Origin of the sequence: Comamonas badia DSM 17552, from assembly GCF_000484635.1 — a bacterium.
In the GTDB taxonomy this organism is placed as follows: domain Bacteria; phylum Pseudomonadota; class Gammaproteobacteria; order Burkholderiales; family Burkholderiaceae_C; genus Comamonas_C; species Comamonas_C badia.
The window spans coordinates 338369-353003 of sequence record NZ_AXVM01000001.1 but is presented as its reverse complement, the minus strand read 5'-3'; the positions used below and the strand labels follow the sequence as shown (position 1 = coordinate 353003).

Here is a 14635-nt window from a genome sequence, read left to right as displayed (position 1 = left end):
GCCGCCCTTACAGCACGCCGGTGGCCTTGGTGAGCAGCCAGATGCCGACCACCAGCAGGATTGCGCCCACGGCGACCGTCAGGCCGAACTGGCCCCAGGTGGCGCGGCCGGTGTGGATCTCCGAGTAGCGCGTGTAGGCGTGATAGCAGACACCGACGAACATCGAGGCGACCACGAGCAGCGCGATCAGCAGCACGATGTCGTAGCCGTAGTTCTGCAAGGTCTGCAGGATGCCGCTGCCCTGGCCGCGCGATGGGTCTTCCATGGTCGGCAGGCCCTGCGCGAAGGCCGACAGCGGCAGGCCCGCGAGCGCCAGCGGCAGCAGCGGTGCGGCGATGCGGGACGGAATGCGTTGGGGTGTCGGAGGCGTGTTCATGGCGTATGGCCCTTCGTGACGGTCAGGAGAGGAGGAAGAAGGTCAGCACCAGGTACATCGCCACGAAGCGCACGACGACGGCGAGGAACTGACGTTCAGTGATGCGGTGCTCGGCCCAGCCGACGTAGGCAGTGCGCATGGCCCACACGCCCCACAGCAGCAACACGGCGAACACGAAGCCCAGCACCACGGCAGAGACAGCCGAAGGCGCAAAGCCGCCGTTGGCCTGGAAGGCGGCGACCTGATCGGCAGAGGGCGTCATGGCGACGGCTCCTCGTCGTCGGCGCGGTCGCGGCGGACGTAGTCGCCGGCCAGCGGGACGGGATCGCGCGGCTGGGCGCGCTGGGGCACGAGATAGTCCTGCAGGCCGGCGCGAACGCGCTTCAGGTCGGCACGCAGCCGGGCGTAGTCGAAGTGGTAGCGGGCGCGTTCCTGCGGAGCGGTACTGGCGGCGTGCTCGGCCAGGCGGTCGATCAGGTCGAGCTGGCGGGCGAGCGCGGCGATCTGCTCACGCTCCGAGGCGAGGCTATCGGCGGCGAAGGCAGGCTGCAGCGCCGAGAACGACACAGCCAACACCACGGCAAGCGCAAGCCATGCGGATGTGCGGCGGTTGGTCTGTCCCATCGTGCCATTCCCCGTTGAAGCGGATGGCCAGATGCTGTGGCGCGCTCTCGCTTTGCGCCGCAGGGAATGGGAACTGCAGGCTGACCGGATTGATGGGAGAGTTGCCGTCCTTGAGCGTTTAGCAGGGTCGGGGGTTCAAGCGAGGCGAGAATGCCGGTGACGGGATTCGCTACACAGCGGACTGATCCCCCGGCGAAGAATCAATGGGTGTGGATCAGACCTTGCGAAGCTGGTCCAGCTTCGCCTCAATGCGCCGGATGCAGCGCTCCAAGTTCTTGTTCACGTCATGCTCCCAGAGGCGCATGACCGTCCACCCTTCTCGGCGTAGGAGCGCCCTGTGTCGAAGGTCGCGCGTGATGTTCCCGCCAATCTTTTCACGCCAGTAGGGGGCAAGCTTCAGCGACCATTGATCAAATTTCCATCCGTGCCAGAAATCACCATCGATGAAAATGGCGAGTCGGAATCTGGTGAAGACGATATCCGGCTTGCCTGTGAGCCATGTGGCGTTGACTCGGAAGCGATAGCCCCGTCTGTGTAGCTCCTTGCGGACGACGAGTTCTACTTTCGTGTCGCGCCCGCGAATCCTCGACATGGTCATGCGCCGCTGCTCGGGCGTCATGTTGTCAGCCATTGTCGGCCGCCGTTTCCAACTCGGACTCTCGACGGAGAAGCGATGCTGCTACCTGTTCGAACACGTCCTCAACGTGTCGGTTGACCTCCGCCTGGTCGATCGATTCAAACAAAAGGAATGACGACAGCCGAAGAATGCGCTTCTGCGCCTCCCTGATCAGCTGGCGCCGGGTTAAGTCCGAGTATGTCTGCGATGCAGCCAGAAGGCCTGCCGCAATGGAGCCGGGCAGGCCGGCGATGCCTGCGATGGAAGGGCGCTCCATCAACTGGACCAGCTCGTCCTCACCGAGTGCGCTCAGTAGATCGGAAAGCTGTGGAGCGCTGTCTGTTCTGGGCATGAGGTGGAATGCACGCCACCATAGACGTTGAAAGACATTGCGGCGGCCTGACACAAACCGTTCAAGCGTCGTAGTCGTTCCACCGACGCCGCTGAAGCGCCATCGGACAATATCCGGCAACAGGACGCAGGCGAGGAACGCCCATACGCCCCCCCGTGCTGCCTCAGCAGGCGCCATCGGCATCTGCTGTATCAGGACGATAGAAGCCCTGGCATCGAAGTCCGCCGCGGACTGCCCGCCAGGTGGTTGTGGGTATCCGGCGTCCATCGCGAGTTGCAGAAGGTCGTTCCGCAGCTTGATCAGCGCCGTTTTCGTCGACCGATTTCCGACCGGCGTGTATTCGCAGGAGGGATGCTCAGGGGCCGCCATGCCGGCGAGGATGTCGACTGGGGCTGATCGAGCGCCATCGGCAATCTGCAGGGCGATGTGGTGCGGCAATTGGGGAAAGAGAATCACCACTCAGCTCCAGAAAAGTCTGAGCCGCCCCTGTAGGTCGGTATTGAAATGGTCAGGCCGCTGGGCTGCAGCTGCCGCAAGGCCGCTGATGCCGTCGCCGGGAAACAGCATGTGAATCATCGCGCAGACAACCATGCCGCAGCTACCCTCTCCGAAGTCACCGTCCCTTTCAACGAAATCCTCGCTGGCCAGCGCGCCAAGAATCAAAGATTTCGCTACATCAAAGTAGATCGCCGACCGGATGGCTGAAGCTTCTGCAGTGGGGGCGTTTCCCGACACGGCTCGTACCACTCGGGGATGCGCCGCATTGACGAGCAGACGGACAGATCCGAGAAAGGGCTGGTCCAGGAAAAACACGTTCCAGGAAAGATGCCATCCTGCATCTGGATTGGCCCAATAGCCCTCGCTGAAGTCCACAATTTCAACAGGAAAGAACGACTGCGACGAATCCAGCCGAATGGTCTGTCGTTCCTGAAGGAGGATCGCTCCTGCATGCCGGGGGGCAAGCGAACAGCACTCACCCTGCCCGTGAGCGAGCAGAATTGTGGTGTCGATGTGAAGCATGTCGGCTATGTCGCCGCCTGCAATCTCTCCAGAGAGTTCTATGAGGCAGGCTCCATCGCCGGATAGCACAGCGCTGGCCAGGCAACGACGCAGCATGGTTCCCGTACTCGACCAACTCGCAGCCGCCAGCAAAGATGCGCTACTGGGAAGGCCGCAGTCGGCCCGGATGCCTTCGACGTCGATGACAACTTCTCTGCGCAGACGGAGCACGGAGCCGTAGTCCAGTTCGGATAGAACCGGCGGGAGAGGCAGAGCATGCTCTGTCGACAGAATATCCCATTGACCTGCCGTCATCCGGTGCAGCGCGGCACGTTTGTAGGGAAGAGAGGTCGCAGTCCTCATCCTTCTGTTTCGACCTCTGCCTTGAGCGCGACAGAAATCATGGCGTCGGGCGGGACGCTGACCACCACAGCCCATGTGCCGCCAGCTACCGGAACGACGCAGCTCGCACTGTCTGCTGCGGCGATGGCGCCTCGCGAATCCAGCCACTTCAGAACTCGCGGCTGCTGTGCCCCGTGCGGAGGGTCGCTTTCAAAGCCGTCGGCAATGACCACTTTGGGTAGCGCTGAGACCCGGATAGGTAAACCACTTGGGCTCGATGCTTCGAAGCGGGCAATCATCGCCGGAACGCCATCGACCATGTCGAGCCCAGGTTCTCCGACATATGCAATCTGAGGCCCTCCGGCCCGCCGACCTCCACCGCCGCTCGGTCCGCCAGTGCCTCCAGCAGATCTGGTCGAGCCATTCGACCTGGTCTGGTGCGCTGCATCCAGACTCAGCGCAGGTACGAGCCCCCCCAACAGACGGGAAAAGCCTGCAACCGAGGCGGATCCACTCCCCGCAGCTTCGATGGTGGGAGGTGCGGCGAAGGCTCCGACGGCATCCTTCACCCTGCGAAGGGCCACCCGCACGTAGGTCTTCTCCGCCGCGTCCAGCAGCAGATCGGGAATCCAATCGTCATGGGTTGGCGGCTCGGCCCGGGCAAATGCCGCATCCGCCTCGGCATCGACTCGAAATACGCCCGCGTATTCGGCAAGTTCGTACGGAACTGGCGGACCTTCCAGGTACTTCACCACAAAGTTGGGCGCCCGCATCATTGCGATATGCCGAAGCGGCCGTCGAAGAGGCCGCTGATAGAGCATGTCCGAACCATCACTTTCGTCCTGGCCCGGCGCACCTGCTGGTGCGACTGTCGTGGAGGGCTGCCGAACCAGTGCCAGGTGGCCAAGGAGCTTCTTCGGCCGCTGCGAAGCAATCGGCTCCAGTACCGCGCCGCTGGTCGAGGATTTGGTAGATGCCGCGGTAAAGGCACGCGCGAGCAGCCTCAGCTCCGGCTCGCTCTGGATGTTCGGCAGTGGCAGCTCGCTGCCCTGCCAGCGCACGCCGAAGGACATGGTGGGCGCTTCATCGATGCCGTCGATGAACTTGGGCCAGAAGTAGTCGGCTATTGCGCGTCCCATCTGGCCCAGTACCTGCTCCGGCCCCTGCTCTTCGAAGTCGGGAGCCAAAACATAGATGGTGGTGCCGGAATTATTGGAGCTGCGCTCGGCGGACCCCAGGAGCTGCGCCAATGCATCGGCCTCAGCACCTGCGACCGGGTCCACAACATCATCCTGAGCCAGCCGACCCCACCAATGCCGACCGGTGAACCGTCGTCCGTCCGGCCCGCTCGTCTCGAACTGTGGCCCCAATGCTGCGGCCATGAACCTCGAATCCATCCCACGCCCGCTATTGAAGCGGCTGTAGACGCAGATGGTCCTCAGCGAGCTGGCGAGGAAGTATGCAGCCTTGCCGAAGCCGTAGGTACCGCCTGCATGTGAACGGTTTGGCGGCCTGCCGATGTAGCGCATGAAATCGACAAAATTGGTCGACTCTCCCGGCTGAGGGACGACGTTTCCACGGGTAGGGCCGCCGAGCCCGTGGGTGCCGAAGTCGCTGATAGCAAGCACCGGGAACTCGCCTCCAGAAAGGAGGCGGGTTCGAATTCCGATCGCGGCCGGGACGTTCGCGAATACCTTCTCGGCGATGGACTGCCGGACATCTCGATCAAGGAGGTAGCCATCCACTTGGAAGCGCACGCCTCCTTCGGAAGCAAGTCTCGCATCCCAGCTGTTCTGAACGGCTTCGCGGATCAACAGGGTGAAGCGGTCGGCTCGCGGGCGGCCAAGCTGGTTGGATACACCCTCGGCAGCCGCTCCACCCGTTGCCGAGAATGGCTCAGACTGCAGATCCAGCGGCGTTGGCATCGAGAACTCCTGCGAGCACTTCGTAAATGCGGTCCAGTGCTGCGGGCTGAAGAGCTACTGTAGGGCACACGGCAAGATCAATTGTGTAGTGGATGTCGAACACGCCGTTCGGGGGCTCCGCAGGGGCAAAGGACGCTGCGGTCAGCCGTGGGAATGATGCTGCCACCTCATAGGCCCGCCAGTCGATGACGTCGATTCGAAGCTGTCGGTAGTGGGCCTCGTCGCGCTGGTCATATCCAACTTGAGCCAGTCGTATAAGCAGATCGCGGCGATCAACTCCAGCCGTCAGAACAGCCTGAACCAGGTCGGGTACGGTGGATCCGGACGCACCATTGAGTTCCAGGCGCATTGCGCACAGGTACAGCCGGGCGTTGCGCGGCTGCTCCAACTGCGTCAGTCCGTGGATGCGAAACTTCCATTCATCTCGGCGTGCCGTTGTCTTGATCTCCAGGGCACAGCCCGTTGCCGAGAAATCGTGCCGCGCACCCAGCGGTCCTTGCCAGGCCGAGATGCCTTCTGGGCTGTTGGCGACGATGCGCGACAAATGCCAAAGTTCGCCGAAGAGTCCACAGAGCGCTTCTGTAGATAGGACGCTTGACGGCTCGCGATCCAGGAGCTCGCGCCAGCGCTGAAGGGTTTGACGGCAGGCCTGCAGAGGCTGGGCGGAATCGACGCGCAGCTCGCCGAGCACTTCCTCCGCAAGGTGGGCGAAAACATGGTTGAGATGCGCCTTTTGACATGCAAGGTCGAGATACTGCCGCTGACCCGAAGCGTCAATGAGAGGGCGGGTGGCCAGATGTACGCCGCCGCTGCGCCGGTCGTGCGCAGCCGGAAAGTCCGCTGCCACAGGGACCAGCACATGCCGGAGCCCGGCAGCATCGACCGCCAGCAGCACGGCACCGTCTGCAGTACGCAGTGCCGTGTCGAAGACGCGGAACTCGCCCCGCGTCGGCGCGTCTGCACCCAGCTCCAGGTGGCGCCACCCGTCTGCAACAGTCCAGGCGTCGCCGCTTGTCATTCGTCCGTCTCGGTCATGTCTTCGAGGTCGTCGATGTCGATCATTTCGCTGCCGACATCCGGCAGATCGACGGTCATATAGTTCTGCGGCGTCAGGTCGCCCTGAGGGACGTTGGGGAAGACCATTGCGAGGCCGACGATATGTTGAACGGCCTTCAGCGGCGCGCGCTGGTTGCTTTCTCTCAGGGGCGCCGAATCCTTGCTGATCGGATACAGCAGAAGCAGGCCGGCGTCTGGAACAGCCTCCTCGCGCAGCTGGTGAAGCTCTTCTCTGTCCTTGCCTCGCAGGTCGACGGCGGGGCGCGGCACATCGGCTGCAACATCGGTTTCCGACATCAAAGCCTTGATATCAACAACCTGCGGACTTCTCTTGCGCTGTGACCGTGCGCGGTTGACCAAGGGCACCTCAGCGTCCAATCCAAGATCAATCGTCCCAAGCGTCGGCAGGGGCCTCGACCGTGTGATCACAGCAACTGTCCAGGAGGTGATGTGGCCGCGCTGATTCTGGTCACGGATGTAGCTGCACAACTGCGGCTTCGGCATTTCACTGTTGCCGCTGTCGATTTCGTACTCGTCCAGGAATCGGAGAACTTCGGTCGAGCTGACGTTGAAGAAGATTCTGTGCGGCTTGTCTTCTACTGTTGTTTGCTGGATTCCAGCTGCACGAATCCTTGCGATCAGGTCGCGTGCCGCCTTGAGGTTGCGGTCCAGCCATGCCTGGTCTTCATGGCGGAAGACGATGGTCTGCACTTCGCGTCCATTGAACGCCATCGTGGCCTGCACCGCATGCTGCATCTTCAGCTTCGCCGTAATGGCCAAAGCAGGATGCTGGCGGATTCGGACCGCGAACTCCATGGGTGTGACATCGCCGTTCTTGTAGCGCGAGATGTCCTGCCGAATTTCGCGCTCGACACTGGCAAGATCATAGAAGTAGTCCCGCAACTCTTCCGTCATCCAAACGCGGGCCAGATCACCATAGCCCGGCCTGTAGCCAAACCAGCGCCCCATCTGCAGAAGAGTGTCATATGCCGATGCCGATCGAATGAAGAAGCTGACCGTCAGCCCCTCCAAGGTCAAGCCGCGGGAAAGCACGTTGCCGCCGATCACGATGTAGATGCGGCCGTTGCCATCGGCATCCTGCTGATAGTCCACTCGGTCAAGCGTCGGGCTGCTTCCGTTTTCCACCTTGGTCTCGGTCTGCTTGATCACGGCCGCAAAATGCACCATCAAGTCGACGAAGGCAACTGGCTCCAGGTCAAGCTGCTGCGAAGGAAGCGCTGCCTGTTCGCGCAGCCACAGTGCTTCGAGTTCACCAGCCAAAGCGGCGTCGCCCTTTTGGATCTGCTTCAGTACATTATTCTGAAACGCGTCAATGACGCCTTTGGCGTTTCGATGCACCACCGCATATTGGGTGGTGTGAATGAGCATGGACGCGTGCTTGCTGCGCTGGCCGCGTACGCGGCGTGCGGCGGTAGCCATCCAGAAGTACAGCATTGCCTCGCGCAGCGTAGGCGTGATCTCGGGAAAGAAGGTAAACCGGGCATCGCGATTCGGCGGCTTCAACTGCGCCCCTTCATGTTCGGGCACCAGCCGAATGGCGTTCAGCCCATCAACTGGATCATCGTTCTCATCCAGCGGGGCTCGTCCAAATATCTGCTCCGCGCCAAAGTACCCTTTTCCACGAGGCAGATCGACGATGAAGTCCCTCGGGTAGAGATCTTCCGGCAGTGAGGGATCAATGAAGAGGTTGGCGAAAGGCGTAGCGGTGTAGCCAACGTAGGCCGCCTTGGGCAGGTCCGCCAACAGCTTTACGATCAGCTCATTGATCTTGGTGCGCTCATCGGGCTTCGGATGCGAGTTGGGGCTGGCCTGATCGGCTTCGTCGTCAATGATCAGGACGGGGCATGCGCGAAGCACTTCGGGCCTCGCTCCCGTTAGCCATTTGTGGAGGCGCTTGAGCCTGGCGCTGTTTTTCTTGACGACCCCGAGCACCTTCGTCGAGTGCTTTTCTGTCAGGAAGGAGTTGACGTTGGTATTGGATGCGAAATCGTCCTCAACGTTCGTCACGGTGATCCAGTGCTCCAGGTTGGCAGCGATAAGATCCTCGTCTATGCGCAACTGTGTTTGGTAGCGCAGGACGTTGTTCATTCCCGAGAGCACGATGATGAATCGATAGCCAACGTCGGCGGCCTTGGCAATGACAGCAGTGAAGCTGGCAGTCTTGCCGCTCTGGACGTGGCCCAGGACAAGCCCGCGTGTGCGAATCTGCGCCTTCCCTGGCGGGTCGAGCAGCGAGACCACCCGCGTTGATGCTTCAGCAATGTCTTTGATGGCCTCTGGGTCCCATCCCTTGTCTCTCAGGTGCCTTTCATAGGAATGCCACAAGCGATCCGACGGGTCTGGACCCAAATACCAGGGGTCAAGATGCTTGTTGTAGATACTTCCTGGCTCTTTCAGCGTCCATACGCGGCGGCTGGCGTCGCGGTACTTTTGGAGGGCCTGCTCAACCAGGGCGGGAGGCAGCAGCGTTGAAAGGCGCGCTGCAGCCTCCTCCGGTGTTCTCCCAGCCCGCACCGAATCGAGGATCTGCTCAGCCAACTGGCCGATTTGATCATTGGCGCCATCACTCAGCGGCATGTACGGTTCCCCTTGAAATTATTGATCCTGGTTCAGAGCTCGAGAATGAACTCCGCAACGGCTTTCGTCACACTTGGGCAGACTGCGTTCGCAAGCTGCTGCTGCTTGTGCATGAGACCGCCTTCACCGCCCGACGGGGTGCCGGCAAAACGGAACCAGTCGGGAAAGCTCTGCAGCCGTGCCGCCTCTCGGAGCGAAAGGCCTCGATGCTGTGCCGGATGGATGATCATGCTCTTGCGGTAGTGGCCGATGGTGATGGCGGGCTCCGACCACGCCAAGCGGCGGTAGATGTTGCTATGTGTGCGCTCCACGTCGGCGTAGTTAGTCATCAGGTCTCGGACCGCCTGCCAGTTCTGCCCCTGGCCGATGCCCTTGTAGCGCTCGATTACGTACTCCGCATGTCGAGAGGTGACGTGGTCCCAGATGATTCCTTTAGGCGCGCCGATGCGCATTGCTCGAAGAAAAGCGTTCTGCTGTAGAAGAGCAGGATTCTCTTCGTAAGGCCGCTCGGCCAAGGAATCTCCATTTCCAAGCTTTGGCAGATCAGCGATGGCATCGCGAACCGTTACGAATGCGTTGGTTGTACCAGGGCCGTGAGTCGGCTTCGGAAACGGTCCCCACTTGCCGAAATCTTCCTGCGAATAGCCGACGTCCTTGTGGATGCCGAGCAGGAAGAAACGGTTGCGGTTTTGGGGGGCTCCATACCAGACGGCGTCAAGCAGCTTCGGGAAGACGAGATAACCCATGCTTCCAAGCCGCTCCAAGACATGAGCAGCGACACTGAGGTCGGAATCAGAATCTTCTCTGGGCGTCCACAGTATCCCTTGTACGTTTTCCATCAGCAGAACCTTTGGCGCCATTTGCTGAACGCAATCCAAAAAGGCATCTACCAGACGGTTGTTGGGGTTTGAGCTGGACCAACTGTTGCGGTTCGCGCTTGAAAAGCCCTGGCAGGGGGGGCCGCCAATCAAAACGTCGACGTCCCCGTACTCCTTCGCCATGGCTCCCAGCCGCGCTCTGACCTTGTCTGAGCAAAGGTCCATGGGGGCATACTCGGCCGGCGTTGCATCAGCCGGTGTAAGCCCTACCTTTTGCATGTAGGCATGATTCAGCTTCAGCGTCTGTGTATAAGTGGGATGGATCTCGGCAGATCCTGCAATGCGATAGCCGCGCCCATCGGCCGTCCCCGCGCTGAGGAAGCCTACGCCCATGCCTCCCGCCCCGGCAAACAGCTCTACTACATTCAGCGTTTTCTTGTCTGCTGTCAGCCGACGTTTGAGCTGCATGGGCTGATCGAAAAGCTGCGAGCGCTGGCTGGCGGCTTTCGCGTCGTGACCAGCAGCAATCTTGCGATTGGCCCGTACAAGAATGTTCAGTGGTGCGGTGCCGTCTGTGGCATCAGGCCCCCGAGAGGAAACGGCAGCGACTGCCGAACGCTCCCGTTTGGCCCTTCGGGCTGCAAGCCGGACCCAGCGGGTCCACGCCAGGAGTTGCGCGAGCTTTTTCAGTCCGTCGTCAAGGCTTAACGATGTCATGCCTACGAGGATGCCGCGCTGGTATCCCTTGATGCCGCCGATGGACAAGGCAAAGCAGGTCAATTCCTCTACGTCACCCAACGCTGCCTTGCCAAGGTTTGCGGCGTAGCATTCGGAACCTCCTGCGGGGCCGCTCAGGTTGATCTGCTGCCAGCTCGCGTTTTCCACACGCTCCTTGGGTGGGGACGTGCGCACCCCGTCCCTCGCGCGCGCAAACTCAACCCTGCGCGTTGGATCGACTTCGACAACGTAGTGGAGTGTGGGAGAACCATTTGTTTCCAGGCGATCCACCAATTGAGCAGCAGCCACCGTACGGAAGCTGCAGACAACGACTCCACTTCGTGCCTTTGCCTCTTCAAGAAGAGACATGGCGGTGTCGATGCGTGAAGCCCCCTGGGCCAGCTCTTGTTCGTGCAGGGCCGTCAACACATCTCCACCAAGGCGGTAGAGCCTCATGCGCGGGGTGCCTGTCTTTCTGCCTTGGGCGCGCAAGTGCCCTGCGACCTCTTCGAGAATCCAAACCGGCCCCAGGTCGGCCGTTGCGGTACCGGCGCCAGTCAGAATCTGTGAGTCGAATGCCAGGTCCGGTGTGGTGGTCAGCTCAAGGCTCATGACGTTCACGCTCCTGCCATCCGTGAGGGGCGTGGCACTACGGCCGCTCCGAACTGAAGGGGCAACTGCTCCAGGGCAGGGAAGCTGCTGGCCCATGCGGCCTGCAGTTGCTCCGCAAAGGGGCGCATAGGAACCAAGATGGCCGGCCTATCAAGATCGGGTTCGCTGGATAGCAGGATCACCCGCCCATCTTCGACTTGAACGAGGAGACGACGATCGGCAAGATGTGGCCAGCTCGTATTGCGGCAGATGGAAAACAGGTCTGAAGAGGCTGCTGCCAGCGCGCCGACGCTGATGCCCATTACCTTGACCAAATGCCGAACTACGAGCAATGCGAGAGCATCGCCAGGCGTGAAGCAGGGGGTATAGCCGTTCAGACCGGCGAGCGGCGGCAGAACGCTGCGCCAATGACGCAGGGTCTGATCGGGTAGCTGCGCTACCTGGGTGACTTGTGCCGGGGTAAGTCTTAGCATATTTTCGTTTTGTTCCGCATATATCTTGTCGCTGATGACATGATATATAGTTGTTGCGTGCGAGTCGATCACTTTTGGAGGCATGGAGGTCTCCAGGACTGTTCGCTGCTCCCTCGTGTTGCTCCATGAAGGCTCTCTGTTCCAGACGTCGTTGGTGGCCGGCGTCTCGTGGGTAGAGCCGACCTGCCGCCACGCACCCGGTTCTTGAATGTCTGGATCACAGGTACTTCTTGAACGTCGCCGCCGCAATGCACACCGCCACGCCGAGCAATGCAGCGCTGGGCAGCAGGATCAGCAACGGGTTCACGCTGACCGGTAGCGCCAGGTAAGCCACCCACGGCAGCACGGCCAGCGGCATCAGGCTGGCCCTGGCGCGGTGATAGATGAACCCCGATTCGCGTCCCGCGCCGAAGCGGCGGATGTCCCGGCGCACCAGGCCGTCCACCAGTCCGACGAAGGCGGTCATCAGGAACAACGGCAGGGTCAGGCACAGCACCAGCAGCCGCACGAGGAAGACCAGCGTCGTGTAGGCCGCCGCGATCGGGTAGCTCTCCACGTTCACGTAGACCAAGCCGATGTAGTAGCGGAAATCCTTGGTCGGGCGATGGCTGCCGGCGCTGGCCTGCGCCGCGGCGTCGCGTATCCAGTCCAGCAGACCGCTTTTCACGAACAGCCAGTCGTAGCCCTGCTCGACCAGCCGGTGCGCGGTGCGCCCTGGTTCCTGCACCAGCGCGCTGCGCGTGAAATGCGTGGAGAGCTGGTCCAGCTCGTAGTGCAGCATGCCCTGCGCGTGGCGCCAGCCCTGCTCGGGCCAGAAGAAGTGCATGCCGACGCACTCGATCAGGATGCACAGCAGCAACGCGCCGCACAGCACGCCGAAGAAGCGGAACGGCAGCGTGACCAGGCTGGCGATCAACCCCTGCTGTCGTTGCTGCTGGCGCTGGGCCGCGACGGCCGGATCGCTCATGCTTCGGCCTCTTCAGCGGCAGCCATCTGCTTGAAGTCGTCCAGCAGGTCGTCGGGCAGCGCCTTGTCCTGCAGGCCGGGGAGGCCTTGGTTCTCCCACCAGTCTCCGGCCTCGACGTAGTGCTGCCGCATGTAGCCGGCCAGCTCCTGCAGATCCTTCGGCATGGCTTCGTCGGGGTCGGGTGCCGGCAGCGGCATGCGGACTTTCCAGAGGTTGCCGCCCTCGGTCAGCGCGAAGCACTGCCCCTTGGGCAGCGCCACCACATGCGCCGGCTCGATCAGCGGCACGCTGTTGCTGCTGATGCGGTCCTGGGTGTTGGACGTGAAGGCGGTATTGCCGGTCGGGTCGGAGCTGTCGGTGGCGCCGCTCACGAGCGACGTGGTGTAAACCTCGACCTTGGGCAGTTGCCGCGTCAGCAGCTCGGCCGTGGCGGTCTCGCGCACGCGCAGCATGAACAGGTTGTTGAAGTTGCCGACCACCTGGCCGGCCTTGGCGCGGTTGCCGATGCGCGCCTCGATGTCCGAGAGCGTCTGCGTGTAGGCCGTGACCTGCACCCCGGCGCCGCCACCCTTGTTGATCATCGGGATGAATTCGTCGCCCATCAGCTCGTTGAACTCGTCGGCATGCACGTTGATCGGCACATTCACGCTGGCGGAGGCACCAGGCAGGCCGTCGTCGATGCCGAACTTGTAGATGTGGCCCGCGACCGACACCAAGTCGCTGAACATCGAGTTGCCGACGGCTGCAGCGACTTCCGCGTCCGACAGCGCATCGAGCCCGACGTAGACCACCGCGCGTTTGCGGATGATCTGCATCCAGTCGAAGATCGGTCGAGGGTCGGACAGGTCGGAATAGTTCGGCGCGAGCAGTTGGGCGATCTTGCCGGTGGTCAGTTTCTCCAACAGCGGCAGCAGGCTCGCGACAATCTTGTCGAAGTAGGTTCGGTCGTAGCGGACTGCGCTGCGCAGGCCGTCGAGCACCGGGTCATAGACCCTCACCTGCGAGAGGTACTGCTCCAGCGCCACGACTCGCTTCTCGCGCCCGATCATGTTGCGCGGGATGTTCTTGTCGTTCAGCCTGGCTTCGAGCTGGACGATGATGTCCCAGGCCTTCGGCTCGTTCTTGGCGAAGAAGTGCTGGGCGTACTCGATGAACAGCGCGTCGATGTTGATGACGTGGCGCTGGATCAGCAAGTAGTCCGGCCGCTGCCCCAGCTCGACCAGGGCGCGCGCGATGATGTTGACAAAGCGCCAGGCGAATTCGCGGAAGGCGGCGCTGTTGCCTTCGCCCGAGAGCTGTCCGGCGATGCGCGTGGCCACCTCGGAGATCCGCCCGAACCGGCCGACGGCGTTGTAGCGCGCTGAGATGTCCGGCCAGCCCAGATGGAAGACGTAGAACTCGCCTTCGCGCCCGGCGCGCTTGGCCTCGACGTACATGCGCTTCAACAGGTCCGCATCGCCCTTGGGGTCGAAGACGATCACCACCTCGTGCTCGCCGCGGACCTTGCGGCGGATGTCCTGGGTGATGAACAGCTCGGCCAGTCGCGTCTTGCCCACGCGCGTGGTGCCCAGCACCAGGGTGTGGCCGACGCGCTCGCCCAGCGGCAGGGTGACGTCGACCTCGGCCGGTTCGATGCCATGCAGGCGCGGCAGTCCGCCGACCGGCGGCAGCGGCCGGGCCGGGTTGAGCGGGCTGTCCCAGGCCAGCGCGCGCGCCAGCTTCGAGACGGGAAAAGGCGCGAACTCAAGCCGCTCCTCCAACCGCCGGGCGGCCCGGTAGATCTCCGTCGGCTCGACGTAGCGGCGGAACTCCGGCCGGTAGGTCTGCATCAGCCGGTGCGTGTGTCGCTGCTCCCAGCGAAAGCCCCGGCCGACGAACAGCCGTTGCTGACTCACCGGCACGTCGCGGCTGGTCATCACGTAGCGCGGCAGGCGGCGGATGTTGCGGCGATAGCGCAGGATCGCCCAGGCATCGCGCAGGCGAATCGCGCCGAAGGTCAGGAAGGCCAGCGCCGAGCCCAGGCCGAGCAGCGGGTTCAGCGCGAGCGACCACGGTGCCACCAGGCACAGAATCGCGGCGCCGGTGCAGACCGCCACGGTATGAAGCTCCACCGCTGGCCGCAGCAGCACCTCGACCGCATGCGGTTGGGCCATTTGCGCA

At 62.3% G+C, this 14635-nt stretch carries 13 protein-coding genes; all 13 read right to left on the bottom strand.

Translation table 11 applies throughout. The features are described from left to right. Positions 1-7: 7 nt before the first annotated feature. Positions 8-376, bottom strand: coding sequence for a TIGR03745 family integrating conjugative element membrane protein (locus K320_RS0101750; protein ID WP_024537168.1), 369 nt, complete (start codon positions 374-376; stop codon positions 8-10). 22 nt (positions 377-398) lie between these two features. After that, entirely contained in the window at positions 399-638 is a 240-nt protein-coding gene (locus K320_RS0101745; RefSeq protein WP_010792128.1) for a TIGR03758 family integrating conjugative element protein, read from the bottom strand. Beyond that, on the bottom strand, positions 635-1000 hold the full coding sequence (locus tag K320_RS0101740; protein WP_024537167.1) for an integrative conjugative element protein, RAQPRD family: 366 nt from the start codon (positions 998-1000) through the stop codon (positions 635-637). Before K320_RS0101740 ends, K320_RS0101745 begins: the two co-directional genes overlap by 4 nt. A 214-nt stretch (positions 1001-1214) precedes the next feature. Next, entirely contained in the window at positions 1215-1631 is a 417-nt protein-coding gene (locus K320_RS0101735; protein WP_024537166.1) for a very short patch repair endonuclease, read from the bottom strand. Further along, a complete protein-coding gene (locus K320_RS18295; RefSeq protein WP_156913783.1) occupies positions 1624-2424 on the bottom strand; it encodes a DUF6339 family protein in 801 nt (266 codons plus the stop codon). The genes K320_RS0101735 and K320_RS18295 overlap by 8 nt, the downstream gene beginning before the upstream one ends. 3 nt (positions 2425-2427) lie before the next feature. Further along, complete coding sequence (locus K320_RS0101725) at positions 2428-3282, bottom strand: hypothetical protein (RefSeq protein WP_169730022.1); 855 nt, start codon at positions 3280-3282, stop codon at positions 2428-2430. Between the two features lie 44 nt (positions 3283-3326). Next, a complete protein-coding gene (locus K320_RS0101720; RefSeq protein ID WP_024537163.1) occupies positions 3327-5234 on the bottom strand; it encodes a hypothetical protein in 1908 nt (635 codons plus the stop codon). Further along, on the bottom strand, positions 5206-6252 hold the full coding sequence (locus K320_RS0101715; protein WP_024537162.1) for a PD-(D/E)XK motif protein: 1047 nt from the start codon (positions 6250-6252) through the stop codon (positions 5206-5208). Before K320_RS0101715 ends, K320_RS0101720 begins: the two co-directional genes overlap by 29 nt. Continuing rightward, positions 6249-8888: a Z1 domain-containing protein gene (locus K320_RS0101710; RefSeq protein WP_024537161.1), complete on the bottom strand. Its 2640-nt coding sequence runs from the start codon at positions 8886-8888 to the stop codon at positions 6249-6251. The genes K320_RS0101715 and K320_RS0101710 overlap by 4 nt, the downstream gene beginning before the upstream one ends. Before the next feature lie 32 nt (positions 8889-8920). Further along, positions 8921-11035, bottom strand: a complete 2115-nt coding sequence (locus K320_RS18290) for a DNA cytosine methyltransferase (RefSeq protein WP_024537160.1) — start codon at positions 11033-11035, stop codon at positions 8921-8923. A gap of 5 nt (positions 11036-11040) precedes the next feature. Then, positions 11041-11592: a hypothetical protein gene (locus tag K320_RS18915; RefSeq protein WP_156913781.1), complete on the bottom strand. Its 552-nt coding sequence runs from the start codon at positions 11590-11592 to the stop codon at positions 11041-11043. A 133-nt stretch (positions 11593-11725) separates the two neighbouring features. Then, entirely contained in the window at positions 11726-12475 is a 750-nt protein-coding gene (locus K320_RS0101690; protein ID WP_024537158.1) for a TIGR03747 family integrating conjugative element membrane protein, read from the bottom strand. Further along, the gene (gene traD / locus K320_RS0101685; protein ID WP_024537157.1) at positions 12472-14628 is read right to left on the bottom strand and encodes a type IV conjugative transfer system coupling protein TraD; all 2157 of its coding nucleotides are present in this window, start codon (positions 14626-14628) and stop codon (positions 12472-12474) included. Before traD ends, K320_RS0101690 begins: the two co-directional genes overlap by 4 nt. Between the last annotated feature and the right edge of the window lie 7 nt (positions 14629-14635).